This window comes from Chimaeribacter coloradensis, assembly GCF_002858715.1.
GTDB classification, from domain to species: Bacteria; Pseudomonadota; Gammaproteobacteria; order Enterobacterales; family Enterobacteriaceae; genus Chimaeribacter; species Chimaeribacter coloradensis.
This window is the reverse complement of record NZ_PJZH01000009.1, coordinates 45,411-60,239: the sequence shown is the minus strand read 5'-3', so window position 1 is coordinate 60,239 and position 14,829 is coordinate 45,411. Positions and strand designations below refer to the sequence as shown.

Annotated in this window: 9 protein-coding genes; 2 read left to right on the top strand and 7 right to left on the bottom strand. The window is 59.6% G+C overall.

Annotated elements, in window-relative coordinates; all coding sequences use genetic code 11:
• Positions 1–225 precede the first annotated feature (225 nt).
• The 6 genes from CYR32_RS10900 to CYR32_RS10875 form a co-directional block, all read right to left on the bottom strand.
• Complete coding sequence (locus CYR32_RS10900) at positions 226–1,239, bottom strand: ABC transporter permease (RefSeq protein WP_101824427.1); 1,014 nt, start codon at positions 1,237–1,239, stop codon at positions 226–228.
• On the bottom strand, positions 1,236–2,240 hold the full coding sequence (locus CYR32_RS10895; protein WP_101824426.1) for an ABC transporter permease: 1,005 nt from the start codon (positions 2,238–2,240) through the stop codon (positions 1,236–1,238). The genes CYR32_RS10900 and CYR32_RS10895 overlap by 4 nt, the downstream gene beginning before the upstream one ends.
• Positions 2,241–3,752, bottom strand: coding sequence for a sugar ABC transporter ATP-binding protein (locus CYR32_RS10890; RefSeq protein ID WP_101824494.1), 1,512 nt, complete (start codon positions 3,750–3,752; stop codon positions 2,241–2,243).
• 65 nt (positions 3,753–3,817) lie between these two features.
• Positions 3,818–4,804: a rhamnose ABC transporter substrate-binding protein gene (rhaS, locus tag CYR32_RS10885; RefSeq protein ID WP_165698229.1), complete on the bottom strand. Its 987-nt coding sequence runs from the start codon at positions 4,802–4,804 to the stop codon at positions 3,818–3,820.
• A gap of 450 nt (positions 4,805–5,254) precedes the next feature.
• On the bottom strand, positions 5,255–9,271 hold the full coding sequence (locus CYR32_RS10880) for an Ig-like domain-containing protein (RefSeq protein WP_165698225.1): 4,017 nt from the start codon (positions 9,269–9,271) through the stop codon (positions 5,255–5,257).
• A gap of 399 nt (positions 9,272–9,670) precedes the next feature.
• The gene (locus tag CYR32_RS10875; protein ID WP_101824423.1) at positions 9,671–11,566 is read right to left on the bottom strand and encodes a methyl-accepting chemotaxis protein; all 1,896 of its coding nucleotides are present in this window, start codon (positions 11,564–11,566) and stop codon (positions 9,671–9,673) included.
• Between the two features lie 329 nt (positions 11,567–11,895).
• Here CYR32_RS10875 and CYR32_RS10870 point away from each other — a divergent pair, with 329 nt between their 5' ends.
• Complete coding sequence (locus tag CYR32_RS10870; RefSeq protein ID WP_101824422.1) at positions 11,896–12,615, top strand: 4'-phosphopantetheinyl transferase family protein; 720 nt, start codon at positions 11,896–11,898, stop codon at positions 12,613–12,615.
• A gap of 104 nt (positions 12,616–12,719) precedes the next feature.
• Entirely contained in the window at positions 12,720–13,289 is a 570-nt protein-coding gene (locus tag CYR32_RS10865; RefSeq protein ID WP_101824421.1) for an NADPH-dependent FMN reductase, read from the top strand.
• 66 nt (positions 13,290–13,355) lie between these two features.
• Here CYR32_RS10865 and CYR32_RS10860 read toward each other — a convergent pair whose 3' ends face one another.
• The gene (locus tag CYR32_RS10860) at positions 13,356–14,693 is read right to left on the bottom strand and encodes an NCS2 family permease (RefSeq protein WP_101824420.1); all 1,338 of its coding nucleotides are present in this window, start codon (positions 14,691–14,693) and stop codon (positions 13,356–13,358) included.
• Positions 14,694–14,829 lie beyond the last annotated feature (136 nt).

Here is a 14,829-nt window from a genome sequence, read left to right as displayed (position 1 = left end):
TCCCCTAAGTCCTCATAGGTTGATGGTTTTAACCGTGGTTCCACCAGCTATTTGGTTTTTGTGTCCTTGAATGTGCCCATAGCCATGTTTTCAAGGCAACGTATCGCTGATAGATTAACGAGTTAGCTCGATTTTCCAGTTTCTGCATCGCGCGCTGCCAGGCAGTAAAAAGCCCGCATTAACCAAGGTTAATGCGGGCTTTTTTATTTTTTGCCGGGCAGCCTGTCAGGCGGCGTTGCCCCGCCGCCGCTGCATTACCCGCCGGGTGAGTATCGGCAGGGTGATTACCGTGATCAGCATCAGGCCGACGATAATCGACATCACGATGCCCGGCACGTTCAGCAGGCTCAGGCCGAAGGTTACCAGCCCCATCAGGAAGGCGGCGATGATCACGCCCGGCATACTGCCGGAGCCGCCCAGGATATTCACGCCGCCCAGCACGGCCATCGTTACCACGCTCAGCTCCCAGCCCACGGCGATGGTCGGCCGCGTGCTGCCGAGGCGCGAGGTCAGCAGCACGGCGGCCAGCCCGGCCATCACGCCTACCAGCACAAACAGGATCAGGTTATGGCGTTTGACGTTGATGCCGGAATACCAGGCACCGGTCGGGTTATTGCCGATGGCGTAAGTGCGGCGGCCAAAGTTGGTTTTATGCAACAGGAAGGCGAACGCGATAGCCAACACAATAAACAGCGCGAACTCAAAAGAGAGCGCCTCCCAGACGTAACCCTGGCCGAACCAGGCAAACTCCGGCGGATAGGCGTTCAGCGCCTGGTCACCCAGCAGGATGTAGGCGATCCCGCGGTAGAGGCTCATGGTGCCGATGGTAATCACGATGGACGAGAGGTTGAAGCGCGTCACCAGCAGGCCGTTGATCAACCCGCACAGCAGCCCCACCCCCAGCCCGATGCCCACCAGCCCCGCCGTGCCTACGCCTGCCTGCGCGCAGAAGCCCATCACCGTTGAGCTTAGGGCAATGGTTGAGGCCACCGACAGGTCGATCTCCCGGGCGATAATCAGCATCGCCATCGGCAGCACGATGATCGCTTTTTCAGTGAAGTTAAAGGTGGCGTCCGACAGGTTCCAGATGTTCAGGAAGTAGGGCGAGGCCAGCGCGTTCGCCAGGAAAACCGCCAGCGTCACCGCAAGCAGGAAACTCTCCCAGCATAACAGGCGCTTCATGCGGGAAGGCGGTGAAACGGCCGGCGCAGCGCGATCGGAAATCAGCGTCTTGTTCATGGTTTCATCCCTTCTTGTTGTCTGGAGAGAGCCACATCACGCAGGATTAGCCGCCCTTTACGTTTATTGCCCCGCTCATTCAGCAGCACCGCGACGACAATCACCGCGCCGGAAATCGCCATCTGCCAGAACGGCGAGATACCAATCACCGGCAGCGCGTTATTGATCACGCCCAGGAACAGCGCGCCCATCAGGCAGCCCCAGACGCGGCCGATGCCGCCCATGGTACTGATGCCGCCAATCACGCAGGCGGCGACGATTTGCAGCTCAAACCCGTTCGCCACATCCACGTAGGCCACCGCAAAGCGGGAGATCCAGAGGTAGCCGCAGAACCCGGCCAGCGCGCCGGAGAGGCTGAAGCTGATGAACTGCATCTTCCCAGCGTTGATGCCGGTGTAGTAAGCCGCGGTGGCGTTGCCGCCGGCGGTGTACATCGCGCGCCCGGTGCGGCTGTAGAGCAGGAAGTAGCCCACCAGCAGCAGCGCGGCCACGGCGCACCAGCTCAGCACCGGCATGCCCAGCAGGGGGGTGCGCGGCAGGCCGAGGAAGTCGCTGCTCATCTGGTGCGCGTTGATCCAGCCGCCGTTGGAGAGCAGGAAGATAATGCCGCGGTAGATGCTCATGGTGCCGAGCGTCACCACAATCGCCGGGATGCCGAGCTTCCACACCAGCAGCCCGTTGATCATCCCCATCACCAGTCCCAGCAGTGTGGCGATGACCAGCAGCACACCGACCGGGATTTCCGGATGGTGGAAGTTAAGCAGCGCCACGATCATGCCGGTCAGCGCCAGGTTGGCCGCCATCGACAAATCGATGCCTTTGGTCAGCAGCACCATCATCTGGCCCAGCGCCAGGATGATCAAGATAGAGGTGTCGTTAAAGATCTCCACCAGGTTGCCCGGCCGCAGGAAAGAGGGTACCCGGCTGCCAATCGCCAGCACCATCAGCAGAATCACCCCGCCGAGCAGGGCTTCACGGTGTTTCAGCAATGCTTGCCACATTTATGCTGCCTCCTCGCCCGCGCCGCTGGCGGCGCTGACAATCCTTTCCGCACTGGCTTCCCCGGCGCGGAACTCCGCCACCATCAGCCCTTCGTGCATGACGATGATGCGATCCGCCATGCCCATCACTTCCGGCAGCTCCGATGACACCATAATCACCGCCAGCCCCTGCCCCACCAGCTCCGACATAAACTGGTGTACTGCCGCTTTGGAGCCGATATCGATGCCCTTGGTCGGCTCATCGAGGATGATGACCGTAGGCTGGGTCGCCAGCCATTTGCCGATCACCACCTTCTGCTGGTTGCCGCCGGAGAGCGTCTCCACCGGCTGTTTCCAGCTGAACGCCTTAACCTGGAGCCGTCTGGCGTAGTCGTCGGCGAGCTGCCATTCGCGGGCATCATTCAGGATGCCGTTCGGGTTCAGGCGGCTCAGCTGCGGCAGGCTGATGTTCTGGCTGATCGGCAACTGGATGATTGCCCCCTGTTTCTGGCGCTCTTCCGGCACACAGACAATCCCGGCGTTGATGGCATCCGCGGGCTGGTGGAAATGCCGCACTTGGCCGTTAAGCCGGATCTCGCCCTGGGAGGGCTGCGTTACGCCGGAGAGCGCCTGCATCAGTTCAGTACGCCCCGCCCCGACCAGCCCGTAAAAGCCGAGGATCTCCCCTTTGCGCAGGGAGAAGTTGATATGGGCGAATTCGGTGGGGTGGCAGAGGTTTTTCACCTCCAGCACCGTCTCGCCCGGTTCGGTATGGATTTTTGGGTAAGCGTGGGTGATTTCACGCCCAACCATCATGGTGACCATGCGGTTTTCGGTGATGTCGCTGATCTCGCCGGAGCTGATGTACACGCCGTCCCGCAGGATGGTGTAGTGGTCGGAAATCGCGAAAATCTCATCGAATTTATGCGAAATAAACAGAATGGCTTTCCCTTCGCGTTTCAGCCGTTCGACGATCTGATAAAACTCGACGATCTCATGCTGTGACAGCGCGGCGGTCGGCTCATCCAGGATCACCACCTGCGCATCAAACGACAGTGCCCGCGCAATCGCCACCATATGCCGCTGGGCGATGCTCAGGGTTTTCAGCGTCACGCGCGGGTCAATCTGCACTTCCAGGCGGGTGAGGATTTCGCGCGCCTGCTGGTGCATGGCGGGCCAGTCGAGTTTTTTGAACAGGCCGCGGTAGCGGTAGTGGCCGACAAAAATGTTTTCCGTCACCGTAAGCTCATCAAACAGCACGGTTTCCTGGTGGATGGCGGTGATGCCGACTTTGTGCGCCGCCTCGGGCGTCGGCAGGGTAATCGGAATCGCTTTGTAGAGCAGTTCACCCTCATCGGGCTGATAAATGCCCGTCATCACTTTCACCAGCGTGGATTTCCCGGCCCCGTTTTCACCAATGAGCGCCGTGACTTTGCCGGGCCAGAGATCCAGTTGTACGTTTTCAAGCGCGCGCACGCCGGGGAAGGTTTTGGTGATCCCCTTAAGCGACAGCAGCGGTGTGGCGATTGTCATGGTTAACATCCCCAGCCAAAAAGCAAAAAGGGCGGCGGCATCTGCGCCGGCCGCCGGTTGCGTCATCAGAAGATTTTGGAGAATTTATCGATGTTAGCGGCGTCGTAGACGAAAGGTTCCGCCATGGCACCGCTGCCGTCAGCGTCCAGCTTCACTTTGCCGAGTTTGCCCATGCTGGCCTCGGTTTTGGTGGCGGTGCCTTTCACCAGATCGTCCGCTAAATAGGTGGCGGCATAGCCGAGGTCGATCGGGTTCCAGATGGCGAAGCTCTTTGACGCGCCCGATTTCACTGCCCCCGCCATTTCAGACGGCAACCCCAGCCCGGTGACATAGACCTGGCCGATTTTGCCCTGATCTTTCACCGCCTGCGCCGCGGCCACGATGCCGACCGACGACGGGGAGACGATCACTTTCAGGTCAGGGTAGGACTTCAGCAGCCCCACCGTTTCACGGTAACTCTTGTCCGACAGGTCGTCGCCGTAGGCCACGGTTACCAGATTCACCGACGGGTACTTCGGCAGCACCTTTTTCATCTCCTCAATCCAGACGTTCTGGTTGGTGGAGGTGGGCGTGGCGCTCAGTACCGCCACGTCGCCTTTTTCCAGGTTCAGCGCTTTCAGCGCATCTGCCGCCAGTTTGACGTTGGTTTCGCCAATCAGCGCATTATTGGAGGGGTTGAGGTGGATCTGGCGGCCCGCTTTCGCCACGCCGGAATCCCAGGAGACGACCTTGATGCCGCGCTGCATCGCTTTTTTCAGCACCGGCACCACGGCGTCCGGGTCGTTGGCGGAGATGGCGATGGCGTCCACGCCCTGGGCGATCAGCCCGTTGAGCACTTCGATCTGCGCTTCGGCGGTGGTGGTGGTCGGGCCGGTGTAGATCACTTTCACATCGCCGATCTCTTTGGCGGCCTGCTGCGCCCCCACGTTGGCCGCTTCAAAAAAGCCGTTACCGAGGGATTTCGCCACCAGGGCGATCTTCACCTCCGCCAGGGCAGAACCGGACAGCGCCAGAGCGACGAGGGTGAGTGTACAACCTGCGAGTGTTTTCATTTTCATTGCTGGTACTCCACATGTAGGGTCCCGGATTGCAGGGGGGTAGGCAGTTAATGTTTTTTTATTGGGTCACGATCACAAGGTGGCAAAAGGTATTACGCCGGCACGTTCAGCGGGGACGATAGAATCGCAAGGTGTTGGCGTCAGGTTATTATGTGTCCCTTTTGAAAATACTTACTTTCACTCTAGAAAGTAATGCCACGCACCACCTTCTTGTGAATGACAGCACTTTTCCGGCACTGGCAAAGAAGTAAAGGTGGGCGTGAGTAGGGTCACAAATTGCTGTTTTAAGAAAAGAGAATACCGGCGCGGCGCGGTTTAGTTTCCTGAAAACCCGCGGCGTTCCTGAAATACCGGCGGCTTTCTGATCATGGCGAAAAGCGGCAGGGATAAAAAAAGCCTGACGCTGGGGCAAACCGGCGTCAGGCGGGTTAATCACGCTGTGGCTTAGTTCGGCACGGCCAGCGTAGTGTTGAGGATAAATTCAAAGGCGTAGCTGGTGTAAGCATCTTTGCCCATAAAGTGAATCACACCGCTGTAGTTACCTGCCGGCAGATCCGGGTTATCTGCTGCGTTATAGCGGAAGCGGGCACTGGTTCCACTGCCGGACTGACAACCTATAGAGGCGTTAAACGGCCGGACGGTACACCCTGTGATCCGTTCGCCGCGGAAAGTAACCATCACTTCGTTACCTTGTTCATCTTTCATCGGCGTTTTCACTATTGCATCCCCCGAGGCTGCCCATATCAGTTCAGTTGGCCCCTCTGTCGGTGCCGCGACCACAAAGCCTAAACTGGGGTAGCCATAAATGGTACTGGATGTATAAACGCCTGATGGTGCCGTAATCGCCCAGCTATCCGTCAGGGTATTGATGAATTTCACCTGCGTATTCTCAACCGTGCTCTGGTTGATACCGGCCGTCACCGTCACCGCCCCCATTTCATTGCCTTTCAGCGTGACTGTCGCCAGCCCCTGGCTGTTGGTCTTGCTGGTGGCGGCCTCCAGCGCATTCAGGGTGGTGGTCCAGTTAACCTCCGCATCCGCGACCGGGTTCTGGTTGGCATCCAGCACCGTGGCGGTGTAGGTGGCCTTATCGCTGTTGTTAGACAGCACCACCGTTTTATCAACGGCCAGCGTGCCGATCACCGCACTCTTCACGTCACCCATAAAGGAGACCGCAGAGGCGCTGAGGCTCTGTTGGGCAACTTTCGCCGTCACGACGGCACTGCCCGCTTTGGTGGCGGTGGCGGATACGGTGGCGATGCCGTCACTGTCTGTGCTGCTGCTGGCCGCCGAAAACGCCAGCGCGCTGCTGCTGTTCCACTCTACCGTCGCCCCGTTGACCGGGTTCTGGTTGGCGTCAACGACCGTGGCCGTCCAGATGACCGTCTCCTGCCCGTCAGCCACTGCCTGCGGTTTATCCGCAACCACGGTTTTCAGCGCGGCCGTGCTGCTGTCCGCCACGATACTCACGGCCTGCTGCATTTCACTGCCGTTGACGCCGGCGGTAATCAGCGTGTCTGCCGCCAGCGAGGCGCTGAAGGTGGCGGTAGCGATGCCGTTGCTGTCCGTGGTGCTTTGCGCCGGGGTAAACACGCCGCTGCTGTTGTCGCTGCGCCAGTCAACCTTCACATCGCGCAGCGGGTTATTGTTGGCATCCGTGACTTTCGCCTGCAGCGTCACCTTATCTTTCCCGGCGGCGATGCCGGTGGTTTTATCCGCGTTCAGGGCGGCCAGACGCGCACTCTGGGCATCAGCGGTAAAGGTGAGGCTGCCGGAGGTCGCCTGCTGTGAACCCACGGCGGCGGTCACCTGATAACTGCCGGCAGTGCCGGAGGTGAGCGTCACGCGCGCCACACCCTGCTCGTCCGTGGTGGTCTGGGCAGACGAGAGCGAGCCGGTCGCCGGGCTGACCTGCCAGTCCACAGGCTGGTTCGGTACCGGGTTGTTATGGGCATCGGTGACCGTGGTGGTCAGCACTACCGAATCGGTGGTGTTGGCCACGGCACTGGTTTTACTGGCCTGCGGTGCGCTGACTTTCGCGCTGCGGCTGTCAGCGGTAAACATCACCTCCGGCGCGTAGTACGCGGCGCTCTGCCCGGTTTGGGCCGTCACTACCACCTTACCGGCGACGGTTGAGCTGACGCTGACGCTGACCTGCGCCTGACCCTGGGCGTTGGTGGTGGAACTGGCAACGGAAAGCTGCGCCGTTGCCGGGGTGCTCTGCCAGTTCACCACAGCGTCCGCCAGCGGGTTACCCTGGCTGTCGGTGACGGTTGCGGTGTAGATGATGCTCTCCTGGCCATCCGCCACGGCGGCGGTTTTGCCCGGCGTCACGGCAGTAACTTTCACCGTGGCGTGGTCGCCCGCAAAGGTCACAGGTGCGCTGGTGACGGCGGCGCTGTTGCCGGTCTGGGCAGAAATCACCACCTGCCCGGCTTTCGCCGAAGTCAGGGTAACGGTGGCATTGCCCTGCGCATCGGTTTCCGTTTCTGCGGCGCTCAGCGTCGCGCTGCCCTGATCAACGGCCCATTTCACGCTGCTCTTCTCCAGCGGGTGGCCGGTGGCATCCGTGACCTGCGCTGTCACAACGACCTGATCGTTGTTATTGGCCACCGCCTGCGTTTTACTGAGATCCAGCTGTTTCACCAGCGCGGTGGCGCTGTCGGCCGTAAAGGCCAGCCGCTCACTGTTTTTCGCCTCGCCCTGCTCCAGCCGGGCAGAAACGGTCGTCGCGATCACCTGTTTACTGCGTACCATGACGGTCGCCAGCCCGTTTTCATCACTGACACTTTGCGCGGCGGAGAGCGTAGCGGCAGCATTGTCAGCCTGCCAGAACACGGTGGCCCCGGCGTGCGGCGTGCCGTTTTGCGTCAGGACGCGGGCAGTGACGGTGATCGGGTCGCTGTCATTCGCCAGCGCGGTAATGCCGGATGCCGTCACAGCCTCAATGGCCGGAATAATCGCCACGCTCTGTTGCGTGATGGTGGTTTTTGCCAGCTTCACGTTCATCAGCAGCGGCTGAATCTCTGCCGTGCCTGCTTCGGTGCCGCTGGTAAAGGTACTGTGATAGACCCCGGCCGCCCCTTCGGTGAAGCCGGTCAGCACCGGGCTGCGGCTTACGGCAGGAGCCGCGCTGACATTGGCCTTCAGGCCGGCGTTGCGCGGCGTCACGATGGCGCTTAACTGATCGGCCAGCCCGGTGGCCGGCTGGCCGCCGGCCGAGGTCAGTGCGACCTGAATATCCGCCTGCGACTTGCCGTCAGCCGGCAACGCAGCGGAGGACGACGTGGTCGCAGAGCGGATTGACTGAAGATCAAAGCCGGTGACGTTCACGACCATGCTGCTGCTGTTGGAGGTGTTGCCCTCTTTATCATGGGCCACCGCGGAGACGGTGTAGCTGTTCACGCCGCTGAACTGGTAGTGCGGCAGGCGGATGGCATACTGCCCCGGTGCCGTGGTGAGAATCGCGCCACCCTGACGCACCAGTTCTGCATCCTGCCACTCGATGTAATCCAGCCCATGCTGGCTTTTTACCGTGACCGCCAGCGGCAGCACTGCCGCTTCATTGCCTTCCACTTTCTCCGGCAGGGCCAGGGAAAGGGTCTGTTTTTTGCGGTACTCCAGCACAATATTGTTGTTACGCTCTACCAGATCCAGGCGGCCGCCGCGCAGCGTGCGGCGCGCCGCCACCTGGCCCGGGTCGAGCTGCTTATCCAGTGCCACCCCGGGTGCATAGGTCAGGGCCAGGTTAAACTGGGTATCCTGCTGGTCGGCTTTGCCTAACTTCTGGTTAACGCCGACGGTCAGCAGCGGGAAAGGCGTGTAATTCAGCCCAAGGTTAAAGGCGTAAGGGTCTTTCTCGCGCTCATCTTCATTAAACAGCGCCACCTGATCGCCATAATATTTCTCATACATCACGCTGGCACCCAGATGCGGCCAGCTCGGGAAATAGCCTTCGGCACGGATATCAAACCCATTCGCGGCACGTTCGTCATAATCCTGATACCGGGAAGAGGCCATCCAGTCAGATAAGCGGAAATAACCATTCGTGGCGAGTTTAAAATAATCCCAGCCTAATTCTGCGCCGAGACCCAGGCGCTGGTGACCATTACCGGAAATTTGCCGGTCGTAAAAGACGTTGGTACCGGCCATCCAGTTATCCGAGAAATAACGGTGGCCCAGGCCGATATTAATAATATTGCGGTCATCAACCCGGCGCGCGCCTAACTGAGTAAACAGCAGGTTACGCTGATTATCATACAGCGGCACCAGCACATCCGCTTCGGTGCCGTCAAAGCTGAAGTCTTCATCGGTCATGGCCTTGACCCGCGCCGTGCCGAACTGGTTAAGCCAGCCTTCAACGCTGTCCGCAGCGGCGGCCGTGGAGGCAGAGATCGCCCGGTTTTTCAGGCTGTCTGAGGCGGAGTCACTTTGCAGCAGTGCGCCGGACTCGGCCGCCACGGTAGCCAGCCTCTCTTGTGTACTCTCTGTTTTCTCTTTTCCCGCTGGGCTGTTTTTTGCCGGATCGGAAAAAACCGCCGGGCGTTCTTCTGCTTGTGCAGAAAAGGAAAACAGAGAGGCCAGAAATAAGGGGTTAATTAATTGTAAAAATACCTGAAGTAATGCGATAAGTCTCACGATCCTACCCTTTATAAAATGCGTCATTGATGATCTATTGATCAAGGCGATAATTTGGGTGTAAAACGCGCATTTTAATAAAAAGATAAGAATTTCATTATTTATATCTAATAACACTTTTATTAATTAGATATAAAATATCACTGAGACCAATAACTATTTATCTCATTATAAAAAACCGGCCTGATAAACAGGCCGGCCGGGGAGGGAAAATAAGGAAAGTCAGAGTTTAAAGCCGTTCACCACACTCTCGAGTTGCTGCGTCTGCTCTTGCATCGCCTGGGCGGCGGCGGAGACCTGCTCCACCAGCGCGGCGTTTTGCTGGGTGGTACCGTCGAGCTGGTTAATCGCCAGGTTGACCTGCTCAATGCCGAGGCTCTGCTCCTGGCTGGAGGAGAGGATCTCATTCATCAGCGTTGCCACATTATTCACCCCTTGCCGCAGATCCTGCATGGTGTGGCCCGCCGTCGCCACCAGTTCGGTGCCGAGGGTGATGTCTGCCACCGAGTCCTCAATCAGTTTCTTGATCTCACGCGCAGACGTGGCCGACCGCTGTGCCAGGCTGCGTACTTCCGCTGCCACCACCGCGAAGCCGCGCCCCTGTTCACCGGCGCGCGCCGCTTCCACCGCCGCGTTCAGCGCCAGGATATTGGTCTGGAAGGCGATGCTGTCGATCACGCTGATGATGTCCACAATCTTCTGCGACGAACGGTTGATCGACCCCATGGTGTCCACCACCTGGCTCACCACGCTGCTGCCTTTTTCTGCCACGCCGGAGGCGTCGCGCGCCAGTTGGTTGGCATGTTCGGCGTTGTTGGCGTTCTGCTTCACGGTGCTGGTGAGCTGCTCCATCGAGGCGGCGGTCTCTTCAATCGAGCTGGCCTGATCTTCAGTGCGCGCGGACAAATCCATATTGCCGCCGGCAATTTCGCGCGCGGCGGAGGCGATGGTCAGGCTGCTTTCGCCGACCTGCCGCAGGATCTGTTGCAGGTGGGCCAGGAAGCCGTTGAAGCTGTGATTAATGGCGTTGAATTCCGGGCTGGTGCTCTCCGGCAGCCGCTGGGTTAAGTCCGCGCCGCCTGCCGAAAGCGCGGTGATATTGTCGCGCAACGCCGCCAGACGCCGCATAAACAGCCGCAGGGTGACGATCAGGAACGCCAGCAGGATCAGCATCACCGGCACCTGCACCGCCGCCAGGCTCAGCAGCACGCTGTTGCTCTGCTTCACCAGCAGGCGGGTCGGCAAGTCAGTGGCGATAAACCACGGGCTGTGTTCGATATTCCGCAGGAACAGGGTGTGCGATTCGCCGTCCACCTCAAATTCCGCCTCAGCCTGGCGCTTTTCGCCGATGGTCGCCAGCATCTCTTTCACCTGCCGCGCCATCGGGGAGCGGAGGTCCGCCAGGTTTTTCAGGCTGCCGGTCTGTGCCGTGTCGCTGCTGCCGACGATTTTCCCGTCCTGCTCGACAATCAGGATGCGGCCCTGAATCACCTGCTCCTGCTCTTTCACCAGCGTATTAAAGAAGCCGAGCGTCACGTCGATGGTGGAGACGCCCCACGCCTTGTCCCCTTTATAGATCGCCATCGCACAGTTGGTGCGCGGCTGCGGGCTGGCGCTGTCCTGATAGGCTTTTGCCCAGGCACACGCCCCGCGCGAGGCTTTCATGCCGTCACGGAACCAGGGCTGGTCGTAGTAATTGGGAGAGGCGCCGCCGTTCCAGGTTTCATTGAACAGCAGTTTGCCGTCCTCACCGCGGGCATAGAAGGTGCTGAACTTGTCGCGCACCGCATCGCGCATGTAGGGCAGCGGCCAGACGCCGCCGCCGAACACGTTGGTGTCACCGTACTGGTCAATCAGCCCCGGCAACAGGGCGTCGATAGAGACGCTGTCCATCAGCGTGGCGGTCTGGGTGATGCTGCGCGCCTGCGTCTCGACCCGGTTCATCCGGTCGTTGACCGCTGTCGCGATGCGCTCGACGTTCCCGGAGACCAGCACGCTTTCGCTGTGCTTGAGTTTGGGGGCAATAAATATCTGAATCACTATCAGCGTAATAATCAGCAGCGCAGCAAAAAGCACGCTGATTAACAGAGTAAACCGGGCCTGCGTTGTTTTTAACATGTTCGCGATACTCACCGACAAGAAGCCAAATAGCTGTGCAACGGATATCGGCGGGTAAACCCACAACTTTATTTTGATAGTAAATACTCACTTTCCATGTAAGCTACTGTAATCAAGGGGATGAGCAGAAAGGGTCGGCAGAGCCGTGAGTTTTAATTATAATTATGCGAGCGCCGTCACCTTTGCCGCTGCCCAGCCGGAGCCGTCAGGCGTAAAGTGTGGTGGTTTTCCCGCCTGTCCCGGTCATCCCCGTGCAGCCCTCACCCGGCGGGTGATATTTTTAGTAAAATACGTCAATTTATGTGCGAACCATTATCAGGGAGTGAACAATGGCGTGCCATTACGCGAAATGGACCCTGTCCGACACCATGCCGGACGTGCGGCGGCTTAATCCCGAGCTGGTGGCTGCTGCGGCGGCGTTTTCAGTGAAACGGCGGCAGCGCTACCTGTATGGCCGCGTGCTGCTGGCTGAAATGATGGCCTATTTTTATGGCATCCCGCTCTTGCCGAAAATGATCACCCCGCCCAGCGGCCGCCCCTGTTTTGCCGACACCAACCTGCCCGACTTCAGCCTGGCTTACGCCGGGAACACGCTGGGCGTGATGCTGAGCAGCGAAGGCAAAGTGGGGCTGGATATGGAAGTGATCCGCGCGCGCAGCAGCCGCATCCTGCAACTGCACAAAGAGAACCTGAGCTCTGCCGAGCTGGCGTGGGTGGCGGAGCAGAATGAGCCAATGGAAGCCGCCACCCAGCTCTGGTGCATCCGCCAGAGCATCCTGAAGCTCTCCGGGCTGGGTAACAGCGGGCTGGAGACGGTGCGGCTGCACCCGGCCTCGGGGCGGCTGCGCTCCAGCGTGCTGCCCGATGTGCAGGTCGCCAGCGACAGCGACTCCCTGTTTGCCTGGGCCTGCGCGCAGTCCCCGACGCTGGGGCGGATGGTGCAGTGGCGCTTCCACCCCGACCGCGGCTTCAGCCAGATTCAGGAGAACGCCCAGCAGCCCCTCTCCTCGCACTTTATGAAGCTGCTCAGCCTGCCGCCCACCCGCTGATCCCGTCGCCGGGGCCGTTTCCGCTATCTGCTACGCTTAATCAGGAAACTTCTCCGGCGCGCCTTTTCCGGCCCGCCCTTTTCTCTTTTTATAAGGAGTCCCGGATGTCTGCTCAACCCCTGCATATCGTTACCCTGCTCGGCAGCCTGCGCAAAGGTTCATACAACGCGATGGTGGCGCGCACCCTGCCGAAACTGGCCCCGGAGGGCATGACCATCAGCGCGTTGCCCTCTATTGGCGGCATCCCGGTGTATGACGCCGACCACCAGCAGGAAGAGGGGTTCCCCTCACAGGTTGAGGAGATCGCGGCGCAGATCCAGAAAGCGGACGGCGTGATCATCGTGACCCCGGAATATAACTATTCGGTGCCGGGCGGCCTGAAAAATGCGATTGACTGGATCTCGCGCCTGCCGCAACAGCCGCTGGCGAAGAAGCCGGTGGCGATCCAGACCAGCTCAATGGGGGCGATTGGCGGCGCGCGCTGCCAATACCATCTGCGCCAGATTCTGGTCTATCTCGATGCGCTGGTGATGAACAAACCGGAGTTTATGGGTGGGGTGATTCAGAACAAAGTGGATGAGCAGCTCGGCGAAGTCATTGACCAGAGCACGCTCGATTTCCTCCGCGGCCAGCTCACGGCGTTCGGCCAGTATATTCAGAAAGTCAGCGGCTGATCACCGCCCGCCGCCCATAAAAAAGGCCGATCGGACGATCGGCCTTTTTGTGTGTCAGTGCAACCCTTAGTGGGCGTCGATAAACGCGATTTTCAGCACAAACAGCAGCGCAACCACGATCACGCACGGGTTGATCTCTTTCCAGCGCCCGGTGCCGAGTTTCATCACACAGTAGGAGATAAAGCCCAGCGCAATGCCTTCGGTGATTGAGAAGCTGAACGGCATCATCACCGCGGTGATAAAGGCCGGAACGGCTTCGGTCAAATCGTCCCAGGTGACGCGCGCCAGGCTGGAGGTCATCAGTACGCCGACGTAGATCAGCGCCCCGGCAGCGGCATAGGCCGGCACCATCCCGGCCAGCGGCGAGATAAAGATCACCAGCAGGAACAGGATGCCGACCACCACCGCCGTCAGGCCAGTGCGGCCGCCCACGGAGACGCCGGAGGAGCTTTCGATATAGGCGGTGACCGAAGAGGTGCCGACATACGCGCCCACCACCGAGCTGATGCTGTCCACAAACAGCGCCTGTTTCATGCGCGGGAATTTGCCTTTGGCATCCGCCAGGCCCGCTTTGTCGGTGACGCCAATCAGGGTGCCGGAGGAGTCAAACAGGTTCACCAGCATAAAGGAGAAGATCACGCCCGCCAGCCCAATATTGAGCGCCCCGGCCAGATCGACCTGGCCCACCACGGAGGTGATGCTCGGCGGCAGCGCCACAATCCCGCCGTACTTCACGTCACCAATTGCCCAGCCACACAGCGTGGTGACCACAATCGACACCAGCACCGCCGCATGGATATTGCGCGAGGCCAGAATGGCAATGATAAAGAAGCCCAGGATGCCCAGCAGCACGTTATGGGAGGCGAGGTTGCCGATGGTCACAATGGTGTCCGGGTTCGCCACGATGATGCCGGCATTTTTCAGCCCCATCATGCCGATAAACAGCCCGATGCCGCTGGTGATCCCCACGCGCAGGCTGACCGGGATGTTGGCAATCATCCAGTAGCGGATGCGGAACAGGGTCAGCAGCAGGAAACCGATTGCGCCCCAGAAAATAGCACCCATTGCCACTTGCCATGAAATGCCCATCGCGCCGACCACCACAAAGGCGAAGAAGGCGTTCAGGCCCATCGCCGGGGCCAGGGCGACCGGCAGGTTGGCCAGCAGGCCCATAAAGATGCTGCCGAACGCGGCAATCAGGCAGGTGGTGACGAACACGGCCCGGACATCCATGCCTGCCACCCCGAGGATCTGCGGGTTAACAAACACGATATAGACCATGGTCAGGAAAGTAGTCAGGCCGGCAATCACTTCAGTACGTGCCGTGGTCCCGTGCTGCTTCAGCTTGAATACGCGCTCAAGCAGGCCGTGATCATCAGCCGCGCTTGGTTGTGGTTTGCTCATTTATCAAATTTCCGAAGAGGGAAAAGGAGGGTCGGGGCTATCCTATAACAAAAAATAGGAGTTTTGACGCAGCCCTCACACTTTTTTTCGCGGATTTTTCCCGCAGGATAACGTTTCCGCCGCGCAAAAAATGCAT